Origin of the sequence: Fibrobacter sp. UWB16 (genome assembly GCF_900215325.1) — a bacterium.
Classification (GTDB): Bacteria; Fibrobacterota; Fibrobacteria; order Fibrobacterales; family Fibrobacteraceae; genus Fibrobacter.
In genome coordinates, this window is the sequence record NZ_OCMS01000001.1 from 986,172 (window position 1) to 1,006,118 (window position 19,947).

General features: G+C 50.1%; 16 protein-coding genes. 6 read left to right on the forward strand and 10 right to left on the reverse strand.

Annotation, left to right across the window (positions count from 1 at the left end):
• The first annotated feature begins 248 nt into the window (after positions 1 to 248).
• The gene (locus CRN95_RS04100) at positions 249 to 1,082 is read left to right on the forward strand and encodes a hypothetical protein (RefSeq protein WP_088630574.1); all 834 of its coding nucleotides are present in this window, start codon (positions 249 to 251) and stop codon (positions 1,080 to 1,082) included.
• A 128-nt stretch (positions 1,083 to 1,210) separates the two neighbouring features.
• The gene (locus tag CRN95_RS04105) at positions 1,211 to 1,981 is read left to right on the forward strand and encodes a transporter (protein ID WP_088630573.1); all 771 of its coding nucleotides are present in this window, start codon (positions 1,211 to 1,213) and stop codon (positions 1,979 to 1,981) included.
• 213 nt (positions 1,982 to 2,194) lie between these two features.
• Here the strand turns inward: CRN95_RS04105 and CRN95_RS04110 are convergent, their stop codons facing one another.
• The 5 genes from CRN95_RS04110 to fabG all read right to left on the reverse strand — a co-directional run bounded on the left by CRN95_RS04110 (position 2,195) and on the right by fabG (position 6,332).
• Entirely contained in the window at positions 2,195 to 4,015 is a 1,821-nt protein-coding gene (locus tag CRN95_RS04110) for an extracellular solute-binding protein (RefSeq protein WP_088630572.1), read from the reverse strand.
• Positions 4,016 to 4,122: 107 nt separating this feature from the next.
• Entirely contained in the window at positions 4,123 to 4,935 is an 813-nt protein-coding gene (gene rnc / locus CRN95_RS04115) for a ribonuclease III (RefSeq protein ID WP_088630571.1), read from the reverse strand.
• Positions 4,936 to 4,991: 56 nt separating this feature from the next.
• Positions 4,992 to 5,117: a hypothetical protein gene (locus CRN95_RS15065; RefSeq protein WP_255405651.1), complete on the reverse strand. Its 126-nt coding sequence runs from the start codon at positions 5,115 to 5,117 to the stop codon at positions 4,992 to 4,994.
• A 199-nt stretch (positions 5,118 to 5,316) separates the two neighbouring features.
• On the reverse strand, positions 5,317 to 5,556 hold the full coding sequence (gene acpP, locus CRN95_RS04120; RefSeq protein WP_014546672.1) for an acyl carrier protein: 240 nt from the start codon (positions 5,554 to 5,556) through the stop codon (positions 5,317 to 5,319).
• A gap of 47 nt (positions 5,557 to 5,603) precedes the next feature.
• Positions 5,604 to 6,332, reverse strand: coding sequence for a 3-oxoacyl-[acyl-carrier-protein] reductase (gene fabG / locus CRN95_RS04125; protein ID WP_085491094.1), 729 nt, complete (start codon positions 6,330 to 6,332; stop codon positions 5,604 to 5,606).
• Between the two features lie 280 nt (positions 6,333 to 6,612).
• On the opposite strand from fabG, the gene CRN95_RS04130 reads away from it, so the two are divergent.
• Positions 6,613 to 7,080: a hypothetical protein gene (locus CRN95_RS04130; RefSeq protein WP_145993957.1), complete on the forward strand. Its 468-nt coding sequence runs from the start codon at positions 6,613 to 6,615 to the stop codon at positions 7,078 to 7,080.
• Between the two features lie 175 nt (positions 7,081 to 7,255).
• On the opposite strand, the gene plsX is transcribed toward CRN95_RS04130, so the two are convergent.
• The 3 genes from plsX to CRN95_RS04145 are packed head-to-tail and all read right to left on the reverse strand — an operon-like array spanning position 7,256 to position 8,972.
• Positions 7,256 to 8,239 (reverse strand): phosphate acyltransferase PlsX, encoded by a 984-nt coding sequence (gene plsX, locus CRN95_RS04135; RefSeq protein ID WP_088630568.1) that lies wholly within the window; start codon positions 8,237 to 8,239, stop codon positions 7,256 to 7,258.
• 14 nt (positions 8,240 to 8,253) lie between these two features.
• Positions 8,254 to 8,442: a 50S ribosomal protein L32 gene (gene rpmF, locus CRN95_RS04140; protein ID WP_014546669.1), complete on the reverse strand. Its 189-nt coding sequence runs from the start codon at positions 8,440 to 8,442 to the stop codon at positions 8,254 to 8,256.
• Between the two features lie 2 nt (positions 8,443 to 8,444).
• Positions 8,445 to 8,972, reverse strand: a complete 528-nt coding sequence (locus CRN95_RS04145; RefSeq protein ID WP_014546668.1) for a DUF177 domain-containing protein — start codon at positions 8,970 to 8,972, stop codon at positions 8,445 to 8,447.
• A 194-nt stretch (positions 8,973 to 9,166) separates the two neighbouring features.
• Here CRN95_RS04145 and CRN95_RS04150 point away from each other — a divergent pair, with 194 nt between their 5' ends.
• Together CRN95_RS04150 and CRN95_RS04155 are read left to right on the forward strand one after the other, a co-directional pair.
• Complete coding sequence (locus CRN95_RS04150; protein WP_097020147.1) at positions 9,167 to 12,916, forward strand: fibro-slime domain-containing protein; 3,750 nt, start codon at positions 9,167 to 9,169, stop codon at positions 12,914 to 12,916.
• Positions 12,917 to 13,040: 124 nt separating this feature from the next.
• Entirely contained in the window at positions 13,041 to 14,798 is a 1,758-nt protein-coding gene (locus CRN95_RS04155) for an Ig-like domain-containing protein (RefSeq protein ID WP_097020148.1), read from the forward strand.
• A 216-nt stretch (positions 14,799 to 15,014) separates the two neighbouring features.
• Here CRN95_RS04155 and CRN95_RS04160 read toward each other — a convergent pair whose 3' ends face one another.
• Both CRN95_RS04160 and CRN95_RS04165 read right to left on the reverse strand, forming a co-directional pair.
• Complete coding sequence (locus CRN95_RS04160; protein WP_097020149.1) at positions 15,015 to 16,412, reverse strand: LamG-like jellyroll fold domain-containing protein; 1,398 nt, start codon at positions 16,410 to 16,412, stop codon at positions 15,015 to 15,017.
• On the reverse strand, positions 16,402 to 17,253 hold the full coding sequence (locus CRN95_RS04165; RefSeq protein WP_097020150.1) for a TIGR02147 family protein: 852 nt from the start codon (positions 17,251 to 17,253) through the stop codon (positions 16,402 to 16,404). Before CRN95_RS04165 ends, CRN95_RS04160 begins: the two co-directional genes overlap by 11 nt.
• A gap of 193 nt (positions 17,254 to 17,446) precedes the next feature.
• Between CRN95_RS04165 and CRN95_RS04170 the strand changes: the two genes are divergently transcribed.
• Positions 17,447 to 19,837 carry a DUF4859 domain-containing protein gene (locus CRN95_RS04170; RefSeq protein WP_097020151.1) on the forward strand — a complete coding sequence of 797 codons (2,391 nt, stop codon included), beginning with the start codon at positions 17,447 to 17,449 and terminating at the stop codon, positions 19,835 to 19,837.
• The last annotated feature ends 110 nt before the right edge of the window (positions 19,838 to 19,947 follow it).

A 19,947-nucleotide genomic window follows, 5' to 3' on the forward strand; every position in this document is an offset into this window, starting at 1 on the left:
TTTGCAAGTTACACAACCCGTTTGAATGGAGATTCCCGCTCGGAGGCGGGAACGACAGATTGTAACGAGCCTCTTTACTTGTAAAAATAATTTTTAAGACAGCTTTGGCAACCGTCAAAGTAAGTAAAAAGCATCAATTGTGACAGTCAACACGGAGATGAAGATTTACTTACAAATATTTAATTGCATCAAAGCTTTGGGTTTGCTAAATTGAGGGCATCCATTTATGGTGTTTCATAGGAGCAACAATGTTTAAAAAAATCATTCTCTTGGCAGCTGTAATTGCCACATACAGTTTTGCAACATGGGATTATTTCGGTCTGCTACAAAACAGTCAGGGTTCTTTTAAGGCTGGTCTTTACTACGACACAGATGATGACTGGTCCCAAATGGGCCTCAGAGTCGCCGCCCGTATGAACGTGACCCCGCAATTTGAACTTTCTTTACAGGGTTTTGGCTACCAGTTCTGGGGTGAAACCGACTGTGACGCCTGCGCAGAAGGCGGTAGCGGTCTCAAGGATTTGGCAATCGGCGCACGTTTCGCCTTGGACCCGGAACTTTACCTTTTCCTCGACTTTAACCTCCCCATCGGCAAGGACAAGGCAAAAGGATATGGAACGACAGCTCCGAGCAACCACGAAATGTATATCTACGCTGGTGCTCAGCATCATAAGGACATCAGTTCCATCAAGGGTGCTGCATACGGTACAGAAGCAGGCTTGTTCTGGGGTTTTGAACACCACGACAGAGAAAGAGGTCTCGAACTCCGTCTTGGCGGTGAATTCGACTATACCCTCCCCTCCGCACCTGTAACGCTTTTGGTCGGCGGTCAGTTCTGGCTGCGCCTCTTCAAGTCTGAATACTACAATGGCAACAAGGATGTGGACCTGCACGATGACTGGTCTAACCAGTTCAAGTTCTGGTTGGGTGTAAGCTTGGCTGCAACCGACGACATTTCCATCAATGGACAGATTATCGCCCGTAGCCAGGATTTGAAAAAGAAGGCTAAGGATAACGGCGTTCAAATTGGTATGGAAGGCGATGCCCTCGGTTTCGTAGTCGACGTCGAATTCAAGTTCTAAATAAATTGGTTTAATATACTTTAAAACCAGCCGAAATTTCGGCTGGTTTATTTTTTTTTACAGGAATTGTTCTTTTTACATAGTTTTTATCTATATTTAAAAGAAATCACTTTCATATGGAGATTACTATGTTAAAAAAAATCATCATGGGAGCAGCTCTCCTCGCATCCACCAGCTTTGCAACTTACAGCACATTCCCGGTTCCGGCCGCTCAAAGTGGTGAAGCACGACTCAATGCAGACTTTTCTATGCAGGACAAGTGGAAGGGACTTGACCTCGCCGTTAAAGGCCGCTTCGTTCCTGTCCAGAATTTGGAACTTTTCCTGAACCTTCCATTTGCTGTAGTTACCCGTTGGGATGGCAATGATGTAGACCAAGAACGTATGAAGAACATGACGTTCGGTGCCCGTTACCAAATCATTCCGAACGTAGCCGGCTTCCTTGATGTAACATTCCCGACTGGCAAAAAAGCTTATGACGATGACGGCTTGACCTTCTACTTCGGTGGCCAGTACTCACAGGACTTCGGTGCAGTCGGTCTCGGAACAGAATTAGGTCTTGCCATCACAACAGAAGGCGACGACAAGGTTAAGCCGCCAATGGAATTGAGTCTCAATGCAGAATTGGATCCGAACGTATCCCCGGTTATTTCGCCCTACTTTGGTGCAACCCTTAAGGTTTTGTTGAACGACCCGAAGCTTGACGGACACAAGGCTGGCGACACGAGCGGCGATATCGGCGTGTTCCCGTACTTGGGCGCCACATTCAAAATCAATGAAATGCTTTCCTTTGACGCCAACGCAACATTTGGTCTCGGCAAGGATTATCTGAGATACACTTGCGGCGGCAACGACAAGGTGTCCATCACTCTGGAAGCAGGCATCATCGCTAAATTCTAATCAAAGATTCTTTATCCATCTATGAAAAGTCCCGGCAATGGCCGGGACTTTTGCGTTTTGGAAAATGTTTCGCGCAATTACAAGAATTGACTGGGTCCTTCGGGCTTTGCCCTCAGGACGACAAATTGCAGTTGTTCAGGACGACGCTGGAGGAACTGCGCGCGAAGCGCACTCTTTCGTCTCTCGTCTGCAGGGCTCTGCCCGTTCTTTCGTCTATCTTATATCGAACGGCGGAATCGGGAGCGATTCGCCGGATTTCATCGCCTTGTCGAGAGCGGCGGACTTGACCGGATCGACCCACCAGTAAACGGGGATTGCATCTTCGCGGTTGAACTGGTCAAGAATCTTTTCGGGCGTGCCGTAACGGTTCCAGTAGAGGATGCGGTGGTGGTCGCATTGCCACATGAGCACGTACGGGACGATTTCGGCAAGGCGGTTATCAAGCGCCTTCAAGATTTCATTGCGCTTCGCGAGGTCAAATTCAGTCTTCTGCAAGTTGATGAGGCTATCAACAACAGGGTCTTGAACACCAGCGAGGTTGTTCGTGCCTTTCTGCATGGCAGTCGTAGAAATCCAGCTTGCTTCCGGGTCGCGGAGGCGGCCAGCCCCCCAGTTCACCCAGTAAAGGTCAAAGTCCGCATCGTCCAAACGCTTGCGGAGCGTGCTCTGGCTCATCTGTTCGATGGTCGCCACCACGCCCACCTTCTTCAAGTCTTCCTGGAAAAGCGTCAGATGGCGCAAATCTTCCTGGCTCGTGATAAAGTTGATGGCAAACGGCTTGCCGTCCTTTTCAAGAACGCCTTCGCCATTCACCTTGTAGCCCGCTTCGGCAAAGAGCGCACGGGCCTTTTCGGGATTGTAGCTGTAAACAGGCGCCGTCGGGTTCTGGTTATTCGCCCAAAGGTCCGGATAATAGCTGTTCAAGAGGAAGTACTGGCCGTACATGTACTTTTCATTCATCGCTTCACGGTTCAAGAGGTACGAAAGTGCGCGACGGACGCGGACATCCTGGAACTGCGGCTTGCGGAGGTTGATGGCCATGCCCTGGAAGCCAATCGGTTCCTTGTTGTAGATGCGCTGTTTGACAGCCCAGCCTTTTTTCACGGCATCAAAATCGGTCTGCTTCATCCAGATGCTGCTCGTGTAAATGGCGTAAGCGTTAAAATCCTGCTTTTTGAACGCTTCGAGCGCCTTTGTCTGGTCGTTCATGAAGCGGTAACGGATTTTCTGGAAGTTGTACTTGCCATGATTCCAGTTCTTCTTGAAGCCCCACCAGTCGCTGCGGCGCTGGAGTTCGACAAAGCGGTCTTCGCGGAACGTCTTGATAATGTACGGACCAGAGACGACCGGAAATTCGTAACGAATCTTGTTGAAGTCCTTACCACCCCACACGTGCTTCGGGAATGCAAGCATGCCAGCCGCTTCCCAGAAGTTGCCCCAGTGCGATTCCTTCGCGGTCATGCGAACCGTCAAGCTATCGACAACTTCCGGGCGTTCAAAGCGGCTGAGGCCCACCTTGAAAATCGGCGTGAGGTTCTTTTCGTCCATGATGACGTCGTAGTAGAACTGAACATCTTCAGCGGTGATGGACTTGCCATCGCTCCACTTCGCGCGCGGGTCCACATGGAACGTGAACGTTCTGCCGTCTTCGGAGACTTCCCACTTGTCAGCGAGAATACCGACTTCGCGGTCTTCGGTGGTATGCAGGCTCACGAGCGGTTCGAACATCATGTTCATGAGCTCAGCAGAGAAGCTATTGTAGTCTTCCCACATGTTGAAAGACTTCGGCATGGCGGAGCCCCAAAGCGTGATAGAACCGCAAGCGCGGGCTTCCTTGGAGGCAATCGGGTCGAACTCGCCTGTTGCCGTAGAATCGAGCGGGAGAATCGGGCAATCGGCTTCGGAAACGGCGGTGCCTTTTTTCGAAGATTGGCCGGATTTGGAATCGCCGGATTCATTGCAGGCGGCAAGAGCAAAAGCGAGAGCGGCCGCCATCGGGACGGCAAGTAAAGAGCGGAGGGAGAAAGTTTTCATGAGAGACAAGATAATAAAAAGGCGACCCCGGCACGGTGGCCGGGGTGACAGCGCAGGCTCTACATACGAGCCACTTCCTACAGTCTACTTCCTACCGTCTACTAAAATTACGGCAATCCGATATGGTGCGCGGGTTGTTTGACTTTGGGTGCGGCGGCTTTTTTAGCATCGGCTTCGGCAGCTTCAGCCTTGAGCGTTTCAAGCGACAGGCGGGAGGCTTCCTGTTCCGCCTTCTTCTTGTTCGGGCCTTGACCGCGGGCATACGCTTTGCCGTTCACGACCACTTCGACAGTAAACACCTTCTGGTGTTCCGGACCTTCTTCACCGACAATCACGTACTCCGGAGAGCAGCGCAATTTGCCCTGGCAAAATTCCAGAAGTTCGCTTTTGTAGTTCACAAAGTCGGTTGCACTGATGATTTCTTGCACGCGTGGGAAATGGAACTTATTCAAAATGGCACGGACTTCTTCGAGACCGCCATCGAGATAGACGGCGCCAAGCACAGCTTCATAGGCATCAGCGAGAATGCTTTCCTTGCCGCGACCGCCCATCTTGGCTTCGGACTTTCCGATTTTCACATATTCGCTCAAGTCCCATTCCTTGGACGACTGAGCGCAGGCGTGTCCCGAGACAATCGCGCTCTTGCGCTTGGAGAGTTCGCCCTCCGGATCGCTCGGATAAGTCCTGTACAAAAATTCCGTCGTAAGCATGTTGAGGACGGAATCGCCGAGGAACTCCAGGCGCTCGTTGTTGCTTGCGTACGGGACATCTTTCCCGACGAGGAACGAGCGGTGGACGAGTGCATGAGCCAGCAGTTCTGGATCGCGGAATCTGTACCCAAGCTTAGCCTCAAGCCCGTCACCGGACTTCTGGCGAAACCAGAGTTTAAGAATCTTGTGGAGCAAGTTTTGTTCTTCCAACAGAATCTCCTTATGAGTTTTAGACTGATGTACAATTTACATATTTGTCATGCCCGTCATAGAACGGGCACCTCCCTTTCATAAACGAGAAGGCGATGCCGTCCCCATTCGCGGATCATGACCACATAAGAACTAGTTGCATTCAAGGCGAGTGTCGCGACAGGCTGCTTGCAGACTGTCATGATTGAGCCGAAGATGCTGACGCAAAGCGTCAAAGTTCTAAGTGGTCAAAGAGAACGGAGTCCGGCATGACAAAGTATGTTCAAGAAATAATAGATCCTTCGCTTCGCTCAGGATGACGGTAAAAAAAGAATCCCCGGCGGAACCGGGGACCCAAAGCTCTTTCTTTGCCCAACGGATGCGGGCTAAAGTAAAACTAGATTACTTCTTGTGTGCTTCGAGGAAAGCAACAACGTCAGAAACCTTCTGGAACTTTTCAGCGTCAGAATCGAGGATTTCGACATCGAATTCGTCTTCGAGGGCCATAACGAGTTCAACACGGTCCAAGGAGTCTGCACCGAGGTCATTACCGAATTCAGATTCGGGCTTGACATCTTCAGCCTTGACTTCCAACTTAGCAACGATCACGTCCGTGACCTTCTTGAAAATTTCTTCGTTCATTTTTTTCTCCATGGGAAAAAGTTTTGTCCAAATTTAATAAAATGTTGTTAAGCGTTCAAGCCCCCATCGACACCAATTACCTGTCCGGTAATGTATTTGGCATCGTCGGAGGCCAAAAATGCGACTGCCTTGGCGACATCTTCCGGCTGACCGAGGCGGCCAAGCGGAATCTGAGCGGCATATTTTGCACGAGTTTCTTCACTCATGGCGGCGGTCATGTCCGTATCGATGAATCCTGGAGCGACAGCGTTCACGGTGATGCCGCGAGAGCCGAATTCCATGGAGTTGGACTTGGTCATGCCGATCACACCAGCCTTAGCAGCAGCGTAGTTGGCCTGGCCAGCCTGAGTTCTGATACCGTTCAAGCTTGCAATGTTCACGATGCTGCCTTTGCGGGCGCCCATCATCGTCCTGAGGACGGCTCTGGTGCAGAGGAACGTCGAGCGGAGGTCCGTTGCGATAACGTTATCGAAATCTTCGTCCTTCATGCGAAGTACGAGGCCGTCACGGGTGATGCCAGCGTTGTTCACGAGGCAGTCCACGCCACCCAGTGCGTCGATAGCTTGTTTGAAAGCGTCCTTCACGGATTCGGAGTTGCTCACGTCGCATGCGAACGTGAACGTCTTGACACCGAATTCCTTGGCGATAGCTTCTGCCTGTTCCGGACAGCCACCACGGGAAATAAGAACAACGTCAGAGCCGCGAGCAGCGAGTTCTCTTGCAATGGCAAGACCGATACCACGAGATGCGCCAGTCACAATAGACTTCGTAGGCATTATAAATTGACCTCCTGTATGACATTAAGTGTCATGGATGAATACAAATGATTTAAGCTTAGAATAGCCGTCACACCACCGGTGCCAGACGGTTCGTCCAAAGCATATTTATTTGTTATTTAAGATAATAAATGAGACGAGAGACGAGAGACGAGAGACGAAAGAATGTAGGCAGTAAACAGTAGACAGTGGTTAGTGGTTAGAGCATTCAATTTTCAAGAAACTATTCTTTTTTCTAAAATTTGTACGAGACTTCTTGAGGTTACTGATTTTGTTTTATTTGAGACAATTGCTACTAATCATTTTCCTTTTACTAGGGAATACCTTCGCTGCAAATTTTGATGAACGTAAAATTGACCTACTTACAGATTCAACAACAATATATGAAAGACTGATTGCTGAAGAAAAAAACGAAATATCTCCAGTGGGAGGAAGCCTAGCACTAGGTTTTGGAGGCGGATTGACCTTTATAGGAGGTATAGCTTTCTATAATGCAATAACTTTTAAGAGCAACGAAGGATTTAACGGAGCCGCAATCATCGCTCCTTTAGCAGTCATTGGTATTCCATTGATGATTTACGGTATTTACGATATCTTTGCATCAAAAGCACACACTCGCAAACTAGAACAACTAGAACAACAATACGATCGCTATAAAAAGCGAAAGCAAACCGCACAAATTTTCATAGCTCCATTAATAGGAGTTCTCTACCCACAAGCGGGTATCGGAATGCACGTAAGTTTTTAAGCACCCTAAATCCCCCATACCTTTACTGGATCCTTCACTACGTTCAGGATGACAGTGCTAAATCTCTACTCTCTCGTCTGTAGGACCGCAGGTCCGTTCTTTCGTCTAAAAAGAAACGGACCTAGCGTTCACTAGATCCGTCTAATTGCAACTAAAGTCTTAATGCAGACAAAAGCTATGCTTTAGGAGCTTCCTCGGACTTGATTGCAGCGAGGCGAGCGTTGACCTTATTGGCAACGTCGGCTTCGGCATACTTGGCAGCCACTTCAACAGCCTTTTCGATAGCGAGAGCGTCGGAACGACCGTGAGCGATGATGCCAATACCATTGAGGCCAAGCAACAAGGCGCCACCCGTAGCGCGATAGTCCCACATTTCGGCAAAGCGCTTGCCAGCCGGAGTGTCGATTGTGCCGAACATTTCCTGGTGCATTTCGAAGAAGCCTTCCAGGAGCTTGAGCACAACGTTACCCGTATAGCCAGAAGTCGCAACAACGTCGGCCTTACCTGCGATGAGGTCGCGGCCTTCGATGTTACCCATAAAGTTAACCGGGGCGGACTTGAGGAGCTGGTATGTTTCCTGGAGAACCGCCGGGCCCTTGTGTTCTTCTTCGCCCATGTTCAAGAGGCCAACCTTCGGATTTTCGATTCCGAGGTAAGCTTCGGCGAATGCAGAACCTGCAATGGCAAAGTCAACGAGAGTGGAAGCACGTTCATCAACGTTTGCACCGCCATCGACCAACACAATGCGGCGATCCTTTGTCGGAAGTGCAACCCCGATAGGCGGACGGGAGAACTCGTCGCAAGTCTTACCGAGGATCATGAGGCAGCTAGCCATCATAGCGCCAGAGTTACCGGCACTGACAGAAGCGTCCACAAGACCTTTCTTCTGCAAGGCAACGCAAGTCACCAAGCCAGAATGTTGCTTCTTCTTGACCACCATGACAGGATGTTCATCCATAGCCACAGGATCCGGAGCATCAACTACGGAAATCTGATTGCCGGTGTAACCAAGCTTCTCGAGAGAAGCCTTGACCTCGGCCTCCGGTCCGCAGAGAACCACATGAATATTGGGGTTTTTCTTGACTGCGCTAACGGCGCCTTCAATGCAAACACTCGGGGCGTAATCGCCACCCATGGCATCCAGTGCAACTTTGATCACGGATTCCTCCTAGATTAAGCTTCGGCACCCTTCATGTCAACAACTTCCACACCGTTGTAGAAGCCGCAAACCGGGCACACGCGATGCGGACGCTTCACGGAACCGCAATGATCGCAGGTAGCCATAGCCGGCACTTCCATCTTCCAGTGGGTGCGGCGCTTGTCACGACGAGCGGTCGAAGTTTTTCTCTTAGGTACTGCCATTTTTAACTCCTGTTTTCCATTTTGCTCTTAAGAGCTTTGAGTTTTTCCCAGCGTGGGTCGAGCGGCTTTTCAGCATCGGCTCCATCGCCAGCTTGATTGTTTGTTACAAAGATAAAATCTTCGTCAGGATTTTTCACGGGCGCAATGGGTTCCTGTAGGGTCACCAGCTGTCGGACGCACTCGGAAACATCTACGAAGTCCTGTGTCTGCGGAATCGTGTAGGCGAAAACATCATCGTCGTCGTCATGAAGTTCCTGTGCAGCGCATGCTCCGCGTTCCACCTCGACAACAATCTCGGTTTCGAACGGACGGTCAAAAAGATCCAGGCTGCGGACACAAGTGAGTGTTTGCACTCCAGAGATAGTACCGGTCACAAGGCACTTGCCGTTGCCTTCGGGGCTAACCAGCACCTCGGCTACCAGATCGCCCTTGAGGTGCAGTTCGTCGAAGATTTCAGGAGCGTCGGCATGGGACCAGACCACTCGTTGGTCTTCGGAATCAGTAAGTTTTTGTGCGATATTTATTCTCAAAGTGGCACAAATGTAGTAAAATGGGAAAAAGGGGTCAAGTTATTTCGGAATTAGGAGCCGGAATTAAGAGCCGGTTCACTATTCCACGATGGATGATGGCAAAACCTGATTCTTCGGGCGAAAGGAAATTAAAGATATATATTGACAGAAACTAGCAGTGGGAGCAAACGCAGATTTTCTGCAGGGGTATATGGATGTGGTATCAAGGTTTTCTGAAAAAAGCCCTTTTTTCGGCTCTTTTATCGTTCGCAGTCGGCGCTGTGTACGCCGCAAACGGCAGTTCTTCTATATATAAAGATAGAAGCTCGACAAGTTTCACCAAAACCAGCAAAAAGGTCGTTAGATTCCTGACGCCCTGGACAAACACATCCGCCATTCTTTACGTCAATGGCGATTCGGCAGCCGTAATGCACAAGATTGACAATTACTGCGGCTGGTTCGAAGCCAAAGCGGACTATTCCAACAGCGGATTGTCCGTATCGTTCAAGCAAACCATCGGCAACAAGTATTACGGCGCAGAAGGCGTCGTCAACAGCAAAGTCGATATCGGAAGCGAAATTTCGCTCGACAGCGTCGCCGCCCTCGCCGACACCATCTGGGTCCGCAGCTATCAATGGGACGCACCACAGCTCTTTACGCAATACCCCGGCGTTCTTGGCGATTGCCCCACCAAAAAGCTGCCCGTCATGATGTTTGACTGGTACGACGGCAGCTATAAGAATGTAGCCAAATACCACCCCGAAACGCGAAGTGCAGCACTTGGCGGCACAACTGTCCGCGGCGGAACCGGAATCAGCTCCGATTTCGGCGGCGACAACGTTCACTTATGCTGGCCTACCGTACCCGCCGCAGGGCAAAAAGGCGAAGAGTACGAAGGTTTTGACTACAGAACAGAATACGCCCCGAGTATCGGAAAGTCGATTCAGGGCATGGTGGAAAGCACCTTGGGCCCCAACGGAGTCCCCGTTCGCAACGAATCCTTCGATTGGGCAGGAAGCTGCCGCAATGCGGAATATTTAAACCATTGGTTTATCCCCGAAACGCTGGTGGTGAAAAACGGAATATCCTATACCAACGCAGCATGCAGGGATTTGACTCTTATTTTGGACGACGATGGCATTTGGCGAGGCCAGATGGACATGCAGGCCGATAGCTCGACTGGCGAAAAACTGGGCGGAATGTTCTTGTTAGACGACTTCCAATATCTGGACAGCGCAAAGACTATCCCCAACCCGCATTACGATTCAATCCCCAACAATGACGCTGGCGACGGAACATACCATAACTACGGTATATCCATGAAGGTCCAGGCAAAATTTGAATATGTAAGGGGCCAGTATTTTGAATTCTTGGGTGACGACGATGTTTGGGTATTCATCAACAATAAATTAGTGGTTGATATTGGCGGTGTACATGACCGTCGAAACGGTGCCGTAGACTTGGATACCTTAGGGCTTGTTGAAGGCAAAGAATATACATTCCATATTTTCTATACCGAACGCTACAAGTACCAAGGCAACTTCAAAATGCGCACTTCGATGGACTTGAAGACCGAAGCAAGCTTGATCTTGGTTTCGGATATTCGAGATAACATCAAGAATTACGACATTTGGCAAGCGAACAAGAAGGAAGCCCTTTCTTGCGATTTCTCGGCGAACGCGCTGATGGACACCACCGGCGGACATTCGACATATAAACTCTCTGGAGGCTCCCTTGCGGAACCTGAAAATCTCAATATTGGCGTTTGGTACGAAGGCATCAACATTACAAGCGATACGACATTCTCTATCGATTCTGCCGCCATCGCCGAACATTACGCTTTGAGCCCCGGACACTACTTTATCGAAATCACGCTCAAGTCCGACCCCTCGCAGACGCAGAAGGTAGAATTCGTCGTTCCGCCCTATTCCATTCCGAGCATCGCATTTGCCGATTCCAGCTGGAAGATTCTCGGCAACGAAGTTTCGGGCGACACATTGCAAATTGGCAAGTTGGCCTACGAAATATACCCGGTGCATATTTCGTTCCTTGAAGAATGGGCTCAAGTCAACAATTACAACAAGAAAGTCAACTTGACCGTTTCGGATACATTGATTGACATTCTCGATGCAAGCGGCAGCAAGATTTCTACCGTCTCGCTCGATTCCGATGGACACGCCACTTTCTACCTACGCGCCAATGGCGAAGTTTCTAACGCCACGCTCACCGCACAAGGCGCTGCGGCAACTGCATCTCATTGGGTCAATCTCAAATTCGAATTACCTCCGATTCCGCAAGTCGTTGCAGCCAAGATTTTCGACAGAAACGGCGATGGACGAGGCGATAGTCTGCATGTAAAATTCGACAGAGTCGTCGGCGCTGGCAGCACCCTTGACTCCTTGCAATTCAAGTTCGGTGAGAACTTCCCCGTATATGGCGCAAGCCGTATCGTCGTCAACGGCGACGAAGTCATTGTGACGTCCAATGCGAATTGCGCACCGGAAACCGCTTGTGGCTTTGGCAGCAAGCAGTTTACAGGCGGTGAATCCGAAATCTATACAGGTTCCATGACAACATGGTTCACCTATGTCGACTCGGATCGCAAAAGCTACCATTTCCAGATTGCAAACACCCCCGTCGAAGACCACATCGGCCCCATCATTCTTGCTGCCGAAAGCCAGAAGAACAATAGCGGAGGACGCCTGTTAAGCCTCACGTTCAGTGAAGCAATTTCGGACAGCACAAGGGCTTATTATGCCAGCATGTTTGAATTCACATGCAACAGGAATGGTACAAGCACCACTCCGGATAGTCCGATTACGGCTCTTGGGCATGGCAGCACCATGACTCTTGTTTACGCCGCATCCATAAACGACGATGCCATCCCGACGAGCGGCGACCTCATCCGCTTTGCGCCAGAATGGAACCTGACATGTGCCCGCGACTTGTCCAATAACGCCCCGCATTTGAACAACCCCTGGGTTTTCATCACGGGTGAGCAGAGCCTTTCTGTCGAAAGCCCCAACTTGGTGACGATTTCTGCCGAGAACCCCATTATTGCAAATACAAAGACGACCCAGCCAATTTTAATTACGGACAATTCTTTAACGGCTCAACAAATCGGCGATTCGCTTGGCGTACAGGGTAACTTGATTGATTTCGACATCTATAAAGTCATTCAGGAAGAAACCCAAAAGGAAATTTCTGCATTGGACGCCTACTTCGACAAGCTCATTGTCGAAGCCGAAGACGATACGGTCTACAGTACTTCTACAATAAGCGAAGCTGAGGCTTTAAAGCAGCTCTTTGACGACATCGCAAGCGGTATCGTTACAGAATCCTACGGCATTAGCGCAACCGTCATCGAAGCGGTCCAAACAGGAGCGCTGACTTCCGAGAATTACAAGAGCAGCAGCCTCTTGACCGCGCTTGACATTGCCGCCATCGACAACTTGAAGCAGAAAAACATTGACGAAAGCCGTCAAACGAACATGACGATTATCCCTGCTTCGAATGTTACGACGAGCGACATATTCGCCGCAATCATTAGCGGAGCCATCTCGGAAAGCGATCTTTTGAGCGCCGGTATCAGCAAGGATGTCATCAGTGCCATCAAGGACGGAACGATTACGGCCGACAACATCTCTAGCTACAGAACGGCAGAACAAACGCTGATGAGCGCAGACCAGGTCACCCTTGCGTACACGACAAGATATTACAGCCATCTTGGACATTACATTGACAAGTCCTCTGGCACAATATCTTGCAGCACAGCTGAGGTCTACGGTGAAGGTGGCTGCGCCGCCAACAAGGGAAGGCTATTCCTCGCTTGGAACATGCGCAGTAAAAGCGGTAGGCTTGTCGGAACGGGCGTCTATATCGCAAGGCTCCACATCAAGCTCTATGTTGCCGGTCAAAAGAAAATGGACATGACGATGGACAAGTCCTGGGGCGTACGCCGATAAACACTTGAAGTTTTCGCCCCGGTGTCCACAGACAACGCTTTATTTTAACCAATCTTGCTTTTTCCAAAATAGAATGTAATTTAAACACATCGAGGCCTCTGCAGGGGCCTCGAAAAGGTTGTTTATGGGATATTTTTGGAATTTTAGGCGAAATTTCGCGGTTTCGGCGCTCTGTTTATCGTTTTGGTGTATAGAAGCTAGCGCCGAGCCGCTCGCGTTTCCTGAAGCGCTGGGATTTGGCGCAAACGTTACGGGTGGCCGCGCGGGTACCGTTTACCACGTAACAAACTTGAACGATGACGGCGCAGGCTCATTCCGCGATGCAGTCAGTCAAGGGAACCGCATTGTCGTTTTTGACGTTGGCGGCATCATCAATATCAAAACTGCCGTTTCGATCAAGTCGAACATCACTATTGCCGGGCAGACAGCCCCAGGCGAAGGTATCGCCATTCACGGCGGAAAACTTTCGACAGGCAAGCAGAGCAATATCATCATCCGTTACTTGCGCATCCGTCCGGGCGAAAATACGGCGAGCACCAAAGACGACGCGCTCAACCTCTACGATGCCAAAAACGTCATTGTGGACCATTGCTCGGTAGAACTTGCTCCGTGGAATAACTTCGGAGGCTCTTCGGACAACGCAGATTACCGTGTCACTGGCATCACTGTGCAGAATTCGCTCATTGCAAACCCGATTGGCCAGCAGTTCGGCGCCCACATCGAATCCATTGACGGTACTTGGGCGTGGTACTACAACGCCTTCGTGAATACGCACAACAGAAACCCGCTCGACAAGATTAACGACATTTTCGTCAACAACATCCTTTACAACTTCGAAGCGGGCTACACGACACACACTAGTGCAAAATTCAAGCACGACATCGTGAACAACTACTTTGTCTATGGTCCAGAAGGCAAAAACGAGTGGTTTCAGGTCGATAAAAACCAGAGCATTTACGCAAACGGAAACCTAATCGACAAGAACCGCGACGGAGTGCTCAATGGCGGGCCAACAAGCATTTATTACTACCAGGGACCTGGCGAAGAACTGAAAAATCCGTGGAACGAGCTCACGACAAAAGGACCGATGCTGAGTGCGGCAAGCGCCTGGCGCTACGTGACCTCGCAAAGTGGCGTCCTCCCCTACGACGACATTGATTCGCTTATCTGGCACCAGGTCGGCACGCTCGGCAAGGAAGGCGCGCTCGTAAAATCCGTAGGCGCTATGGGCCTCAAAACAAACAACGGCTGGGGTGAAGTCATCGCCGAGAAAGCAGCCACAGATAGCGACAAAGACGGCATGCCGGACTACTTCGAAGAAGCAATGGGCTATGACACCGCAAAAGACGACGCCATGACCAAGGAAGACGACGGCTATGTGCGCATTGAAAAGTACATCAACTGGCTCGGCGCGATGCACGCACAAATGGCTGGCAACGGGACGCTCGATTTTGACTTGCGCACAATCACGCGTGGGTTCCAGGAAGTAAAGCCGTCTTACACCGTATCGGCTGCAGAAAACGGCTCGGTTGAATTACAGAAAGACGGCTATACCGCCCGATTCACTCCTGACAAAGATTTCAAGGGACTCGCCTCGTTCAAGTACACGGTCAAAGGGAACGACAACACCGAATACACGGGCCGCGTAGAAATACTCGTCGAAAAGTCCGCAAACGCAAGCGAGCCGCCGGAACAGCCGCGAGACTCCAGCGAAACTGCGCGAGACTCTAGCAAAACGGCGCAAGAATCCACAACGGCAATTCGAGATGTTTTCCGAGATGCGCGCACAATCCGCAACGCGCCTCAAACGCACAAAAATTCGTTCCACGATCTGAAAGGCCGCCGATTCGAAAAGCAAATTCCGTACAGGGTAATGTTTTAATTCTAATCATTCTCATCGAACCCAAAATCAAAGCACCTCGGGAAATACCGGGGTGCTTTTTATTGACAAAGTCAATTCTAAGCACTGCGCCTCGGTCATGGGCAAGCAAGCTTGCCCGCGACTCTCGGCTTGGGTGCGTTTTCGATGAAGTTAATTCTAAGCTCAGCGCCTTAGCATGTTAACATGCGCAAGCGAAATTGACACTTTGCGCACACTTTAAGGCTTCAGCCGCTCATACATGGCATTGATCCATTCAGGGCTACGGGCGATTGATTCAACGCGAACTTCGTCAATCACACCATTCCAAGTTTCAGTCCCAATTTCGTCGCCACCAATGCGGAAGGGGACGTTACGATTCAGCTCGTTCGGCACAAATTCCCCTGCAAATTCAGCTCCATCGGAACCTGCGATCGCTACCGCTTTACCGTTCACATACATGCTCACCATGTGATTCTTGGAAACGAGCACAAGGAAAGCCCACTCCCCAACAGGCACGGATGTTGAATCCCCGAAATACACTGCCCCAGGGTAGTCCGGCATACCCTTCATTACGGCAAACGTTCCGCTATTCACCTCATAATGCCACTGGAATCGCGATGTAGAATCACTCCAATAAGCTCGCTGGCAAAACAACACCTGGTGTTCGCCGTTGGGGCCATTCCACTTGGTCCAAAGCGAAAGTGTAAAGTCGCCGCCCGTTGGATTAAGCGTATCCAAGTCGATAAATTGTCCCGGTTCCAAAAGCACCGCCTTGCCGTTCACACCATCTACATAGTTTACGTTTTCCGCAACAGAAGAATCATGGTTGAGCACATTGATATCGCGGTTCATGCCGAGATAAACTTCAATTTCCGGGTCGCCATACCCATTCGGGAGATTTTCTGGATAATCATACGGAAGGTAATAATGGAAACCATAGTATTCCGCAATAACAGGCATATCGTTGCTCGTAAGCCATTCCCCATTGACCGAAAGTTCAGGCAACTTAAGCGAATCCTTCGATTCCAGCGCCGTGAATTCGAGCTGCGCAATTGCCGAATCATTCTGCATGTACACAAGGTCCATTCTATAGCCCGCCGGAATGGAATCGAACGCAAATGAGCCATCTTCACTGATAGGAGAACGCAAATGAGTTCCCTGAATGCGCATATAACCAGAAGTCGCCCCGGCAATTTTTCCACTTACAGTCTTATGCGGACCAATACAAATCGTATCCAACCTTACGTCAGAGAGTCCATCGCCACGCAAACCGGACAGCCCTTTGGATTCCGCATAGAAACGCGGAGAACCTTTCGCCGAGATCCTTGGAATCGGACCTAGCTTAAAGAACCCTGTAGAATCAGCGACCGTTTCAAGCGAATCCACAATTTCTTTCGAATTATCCAAGTAGGCAACGACACGCGCAGCAGGAACAGCACGCCCCTGCAAGTCCTGCACTACACCGGAATACCTCAGCGTATCAGACAAATCCGCAATTGAATTTCCGATATCGGTCACTCCACCGGCCACATCATCGCTATCCGAGCAAGCCAGGAACGACAACGAAAACGCAAGCGACATCACGCACGCAACGCAATTACGCGATAACTTTAGATAAACTTGTCTATTTTTCATTTTCCGCCTCCTTCCCTATTTTCTTGCTCATCGGGAACGCCACAAACATCATTTCGTAAACGCGTTCCACTTCCGAATCATTTGCCGCACGGGCAATAATTTTCTTGCGGGCTTCTTCCAGCACCTCTACCGCATAATTGTAGGATTTTTCACTCATCGCAAGAGTCGTGAACGCAGCAAAGCGCTCATCTTTGGGCATGGATTCCACAGCCCCCATCGCATGCTGCATATACTCATGACGGATTCGCCGCAGCGCCATTGGCGGGATTTCCGAAGCATCAAGCATTTGCGATGTTTCAACATAGCGTTCACCCTCTTTTTTCAAGAGTCCCCATTCCAGCAGCTTTTTCACCGCATCGCGAGCCTCATCCGTCGTTATCTGCGGCACAACAGAACGCGCAAGCACACGGAAGTCACCTTCCCAATCCGATGACACCGCCAACTCGCGCACAATCGGGTAATACCACTTTTCAAAGTATCCCTGTTCACGAGTCGTGACATGTGTAAATTCTATCTGCTTGCGAATTTGGACAATCTGGTTCCAAGCATTTTCGCGCTCATCAACTTGTTGAGCCTGGTTGTACTGCACCAGCGCTTCGAAATACGTCCTTTGCAACGGTTCAAATTCCATCGCCTTTGAAATTTTCTCGATGGATTTCGGAGTCAAATTGAAACGGCCACGGATAACATTCAGACAATAAGAAGAGCTACTGAATCCCGCTTTTGCCGCAAAAAATCGATGCGAAAACACCGACCGCATTTTCTTCTGTTCCTCAAAATAGTCTTGCAGGAACTTGCGGAAGTCGTCATAGTCAAACAAGTGTTCAAGCGCAATGCACATGGTTTTAAACTATAATATTTTTACACAAAAATCAATAAAATACACAAAATTACAATCAAATCAATATATTTCATTAATTATTCTTACACATTTACACATTTCTAACACAGAAAATCATTCCATTTTTCTTAAAAATTTGCATTAGGACGCACCAAAAATTATTTCTCTGAATAGCATAAAAATGGAGTGTGTTATGCAAAAAAGTTGTTTGGGATGGATTCCGGGCGCCGTTTTGTCGGCTGCCCTAGGTGTTCACACATACGCGGCGTCGGGTGATGCTTACACATGGCCCGGCTATCGCAGCGACCTGGATTACGATACGAAATCGAATCTGGGCGATATCCAACCGCCGACCAAGTTCAACAACAATTGTTCGGGCGTTACCGGAAAGAAGGCCGGTAAGTGGTGGGCGTTTTACTGGGGCAAGGATCGCGACAGCCGCATTACCGATGTGACGATTGATTCGATTCTTAAGAAGTACGATACCGATTTTGAGTATTTGTACAATGAGATGGGATGGGCGCCGGATGCCCAGGCGCAAGAAGGCCAGTACAGCGCCATTTATTACTACGGTTCGGGGACATGTGCCGGTGGCGCAAAGACGGATACTACGGGCGGTTGGCAGACATGGGTAGCAGGCTACACGGCCGTGGCCGCTTCGTTTTATCCGCTGTACAGTTTTAATACGAGTTGCCCTTACCGTGATCGCGTGGCGCAGATGGATGCGATGATTCATGAGGGAATTCACTCGATGACGAATGGTTACCCAGGCGCAAAGGATGCGCACTGGTTCCAAGAAGCGGGCAACACCTGGATTCAGCAGGATATGTTCAGCCACCGCGACGGTGTTTACAGCGGTATGGGATTCTTGAACGCGGCGACGGTCATTGCGCCGTTTATGCCAATTGAAACTTATTCGGGCTGGCTCATTGACGGTACTTTCGGTGGCCCTGGCGGCGGTGCCGATGGCGGTGGCGTGACCGGCAAGAATCAGCGTTACCTGCTGGGGGGCTCGCAGTACAGCAACATCTTCCCGACATTTATCGGCACATGGATTGGAACGGGTGCGGTTCGCTGGATTTACGGAAACGCTTACGGCAAGACCAAATACCTGCTTGAAACTTACGGCCTCGACAAGGGTCTTGGCGATGCGGGCGTGCGCAGGCTCATTACCGAATTCCGCGCAAGGCTTGCAATGCTCGACATGAAAAAATGGTCCGGCGAAATCAAGAATTTGCTGAACCAGCATTTTGGAAGCGACACCTACTGGGAACAGGACATGTGGGACAATAACAGGAAAAGCTACACCTGGACCATGACGCCCTACCAGACGGTGACGGAAAGCAACGGCTACCTTGTTCCGAATCAGGAAACGACTCCGGGATGGTCGGGCTCGAATGTGGTGCCGCTGAAGGTGCAAAGCGGCGCTAAAGAAGTGACGGTGAGTTTCTACCCGAACGGCGCAAATTCCAATAACAAGAACATGAATTTCTTGCTGTGCTACCGCGCGACCGACGGTACACCTGTGTACAGCGAACCCATTACAGGCGAAGGTTCCGCGACGCTTCGCCTGGACAAGACGCCTTCTTCGACGAACGGCACGCCGATGGTTTTCGCGGTCATCGTGAATACCGATTACCAGTACACCGGCAATACGGGAATTCGCAAGTTGCATTACGATTATAAGTTGAAACTGGAAACGGGCGTCAGCGGCGCTGGTGCTGCAAACGTCAAGTATTACAATGACTTCAAGCTAGATTACGCATGGCCTGAAATCGGAGACGCACCGACAAGTTCGAGCAGTTCCGTATCGCCGAAATCTTCGAGCAGCAGCGAGATGCCCGCGAGCTCCAGCAGTTCTGCAAAAATCGTCACGGACGGTGCCACGACATATTCTATCTCAGTGACGCTTCCGATTGACGACAACTACGCCACCATTTCTGCAAAATTTGATATCAGCGAGGTTGCGAAGAAACTCGGACTCACCACAGCAACGCTCACGCAGGCACAATTCTTCGCACTAGAAAGCGACGGTAATATCGTGACCAACAGTACCGCTACCGCTCCGGGTCATTGGTTTGGTAAAGACAGCAAGGTGGTGGAATGGGGCGAGTCCGCCTACATATTCAGCGAAACAGATTTATCAAGCGGTACACTCGCAATAGGCCACTACCCCAACCGAGTCAGCAATGGTGACAAATTTAACTTTACGCAGGGACTCACTTACAATGGAAAAACGGTCCTTTTCAAAGTCATGGTCAGCATTACCAACGGGTTAGGCAGTGACGAAAGCGGAAAGACCACAGCTCTGATGTACGGACTTGATAAAGTTTCGACACACATGAACCTCGCCCTCCGTAATGGAAATCTCGAAATCCGTTACACGCTCCCTCAGCGCGACAATGTGAAGATAAGCCTATTCAACGGATTCGGAGCATTGCTCGCACAAGAAATCACGGGAATGCAAAACGCAGGCTTGCACAAGCGTTCGCTCAACATGAGCCAAATACCGCGCGGCACCTACATCGTAAAAATCACAACGGGCAGTTACCGCGAAGCAAGACCGATTAACATCACAAGATAAACGAGCAAAAAGCACAGCACCTCGGCGAAAGTCGAGGTGCTTTTTATTGACGAAGTCAATTCTAAACACTGCGCCTCGGTCAGTTGTCCGCAGACAACGAGAAATCGAGC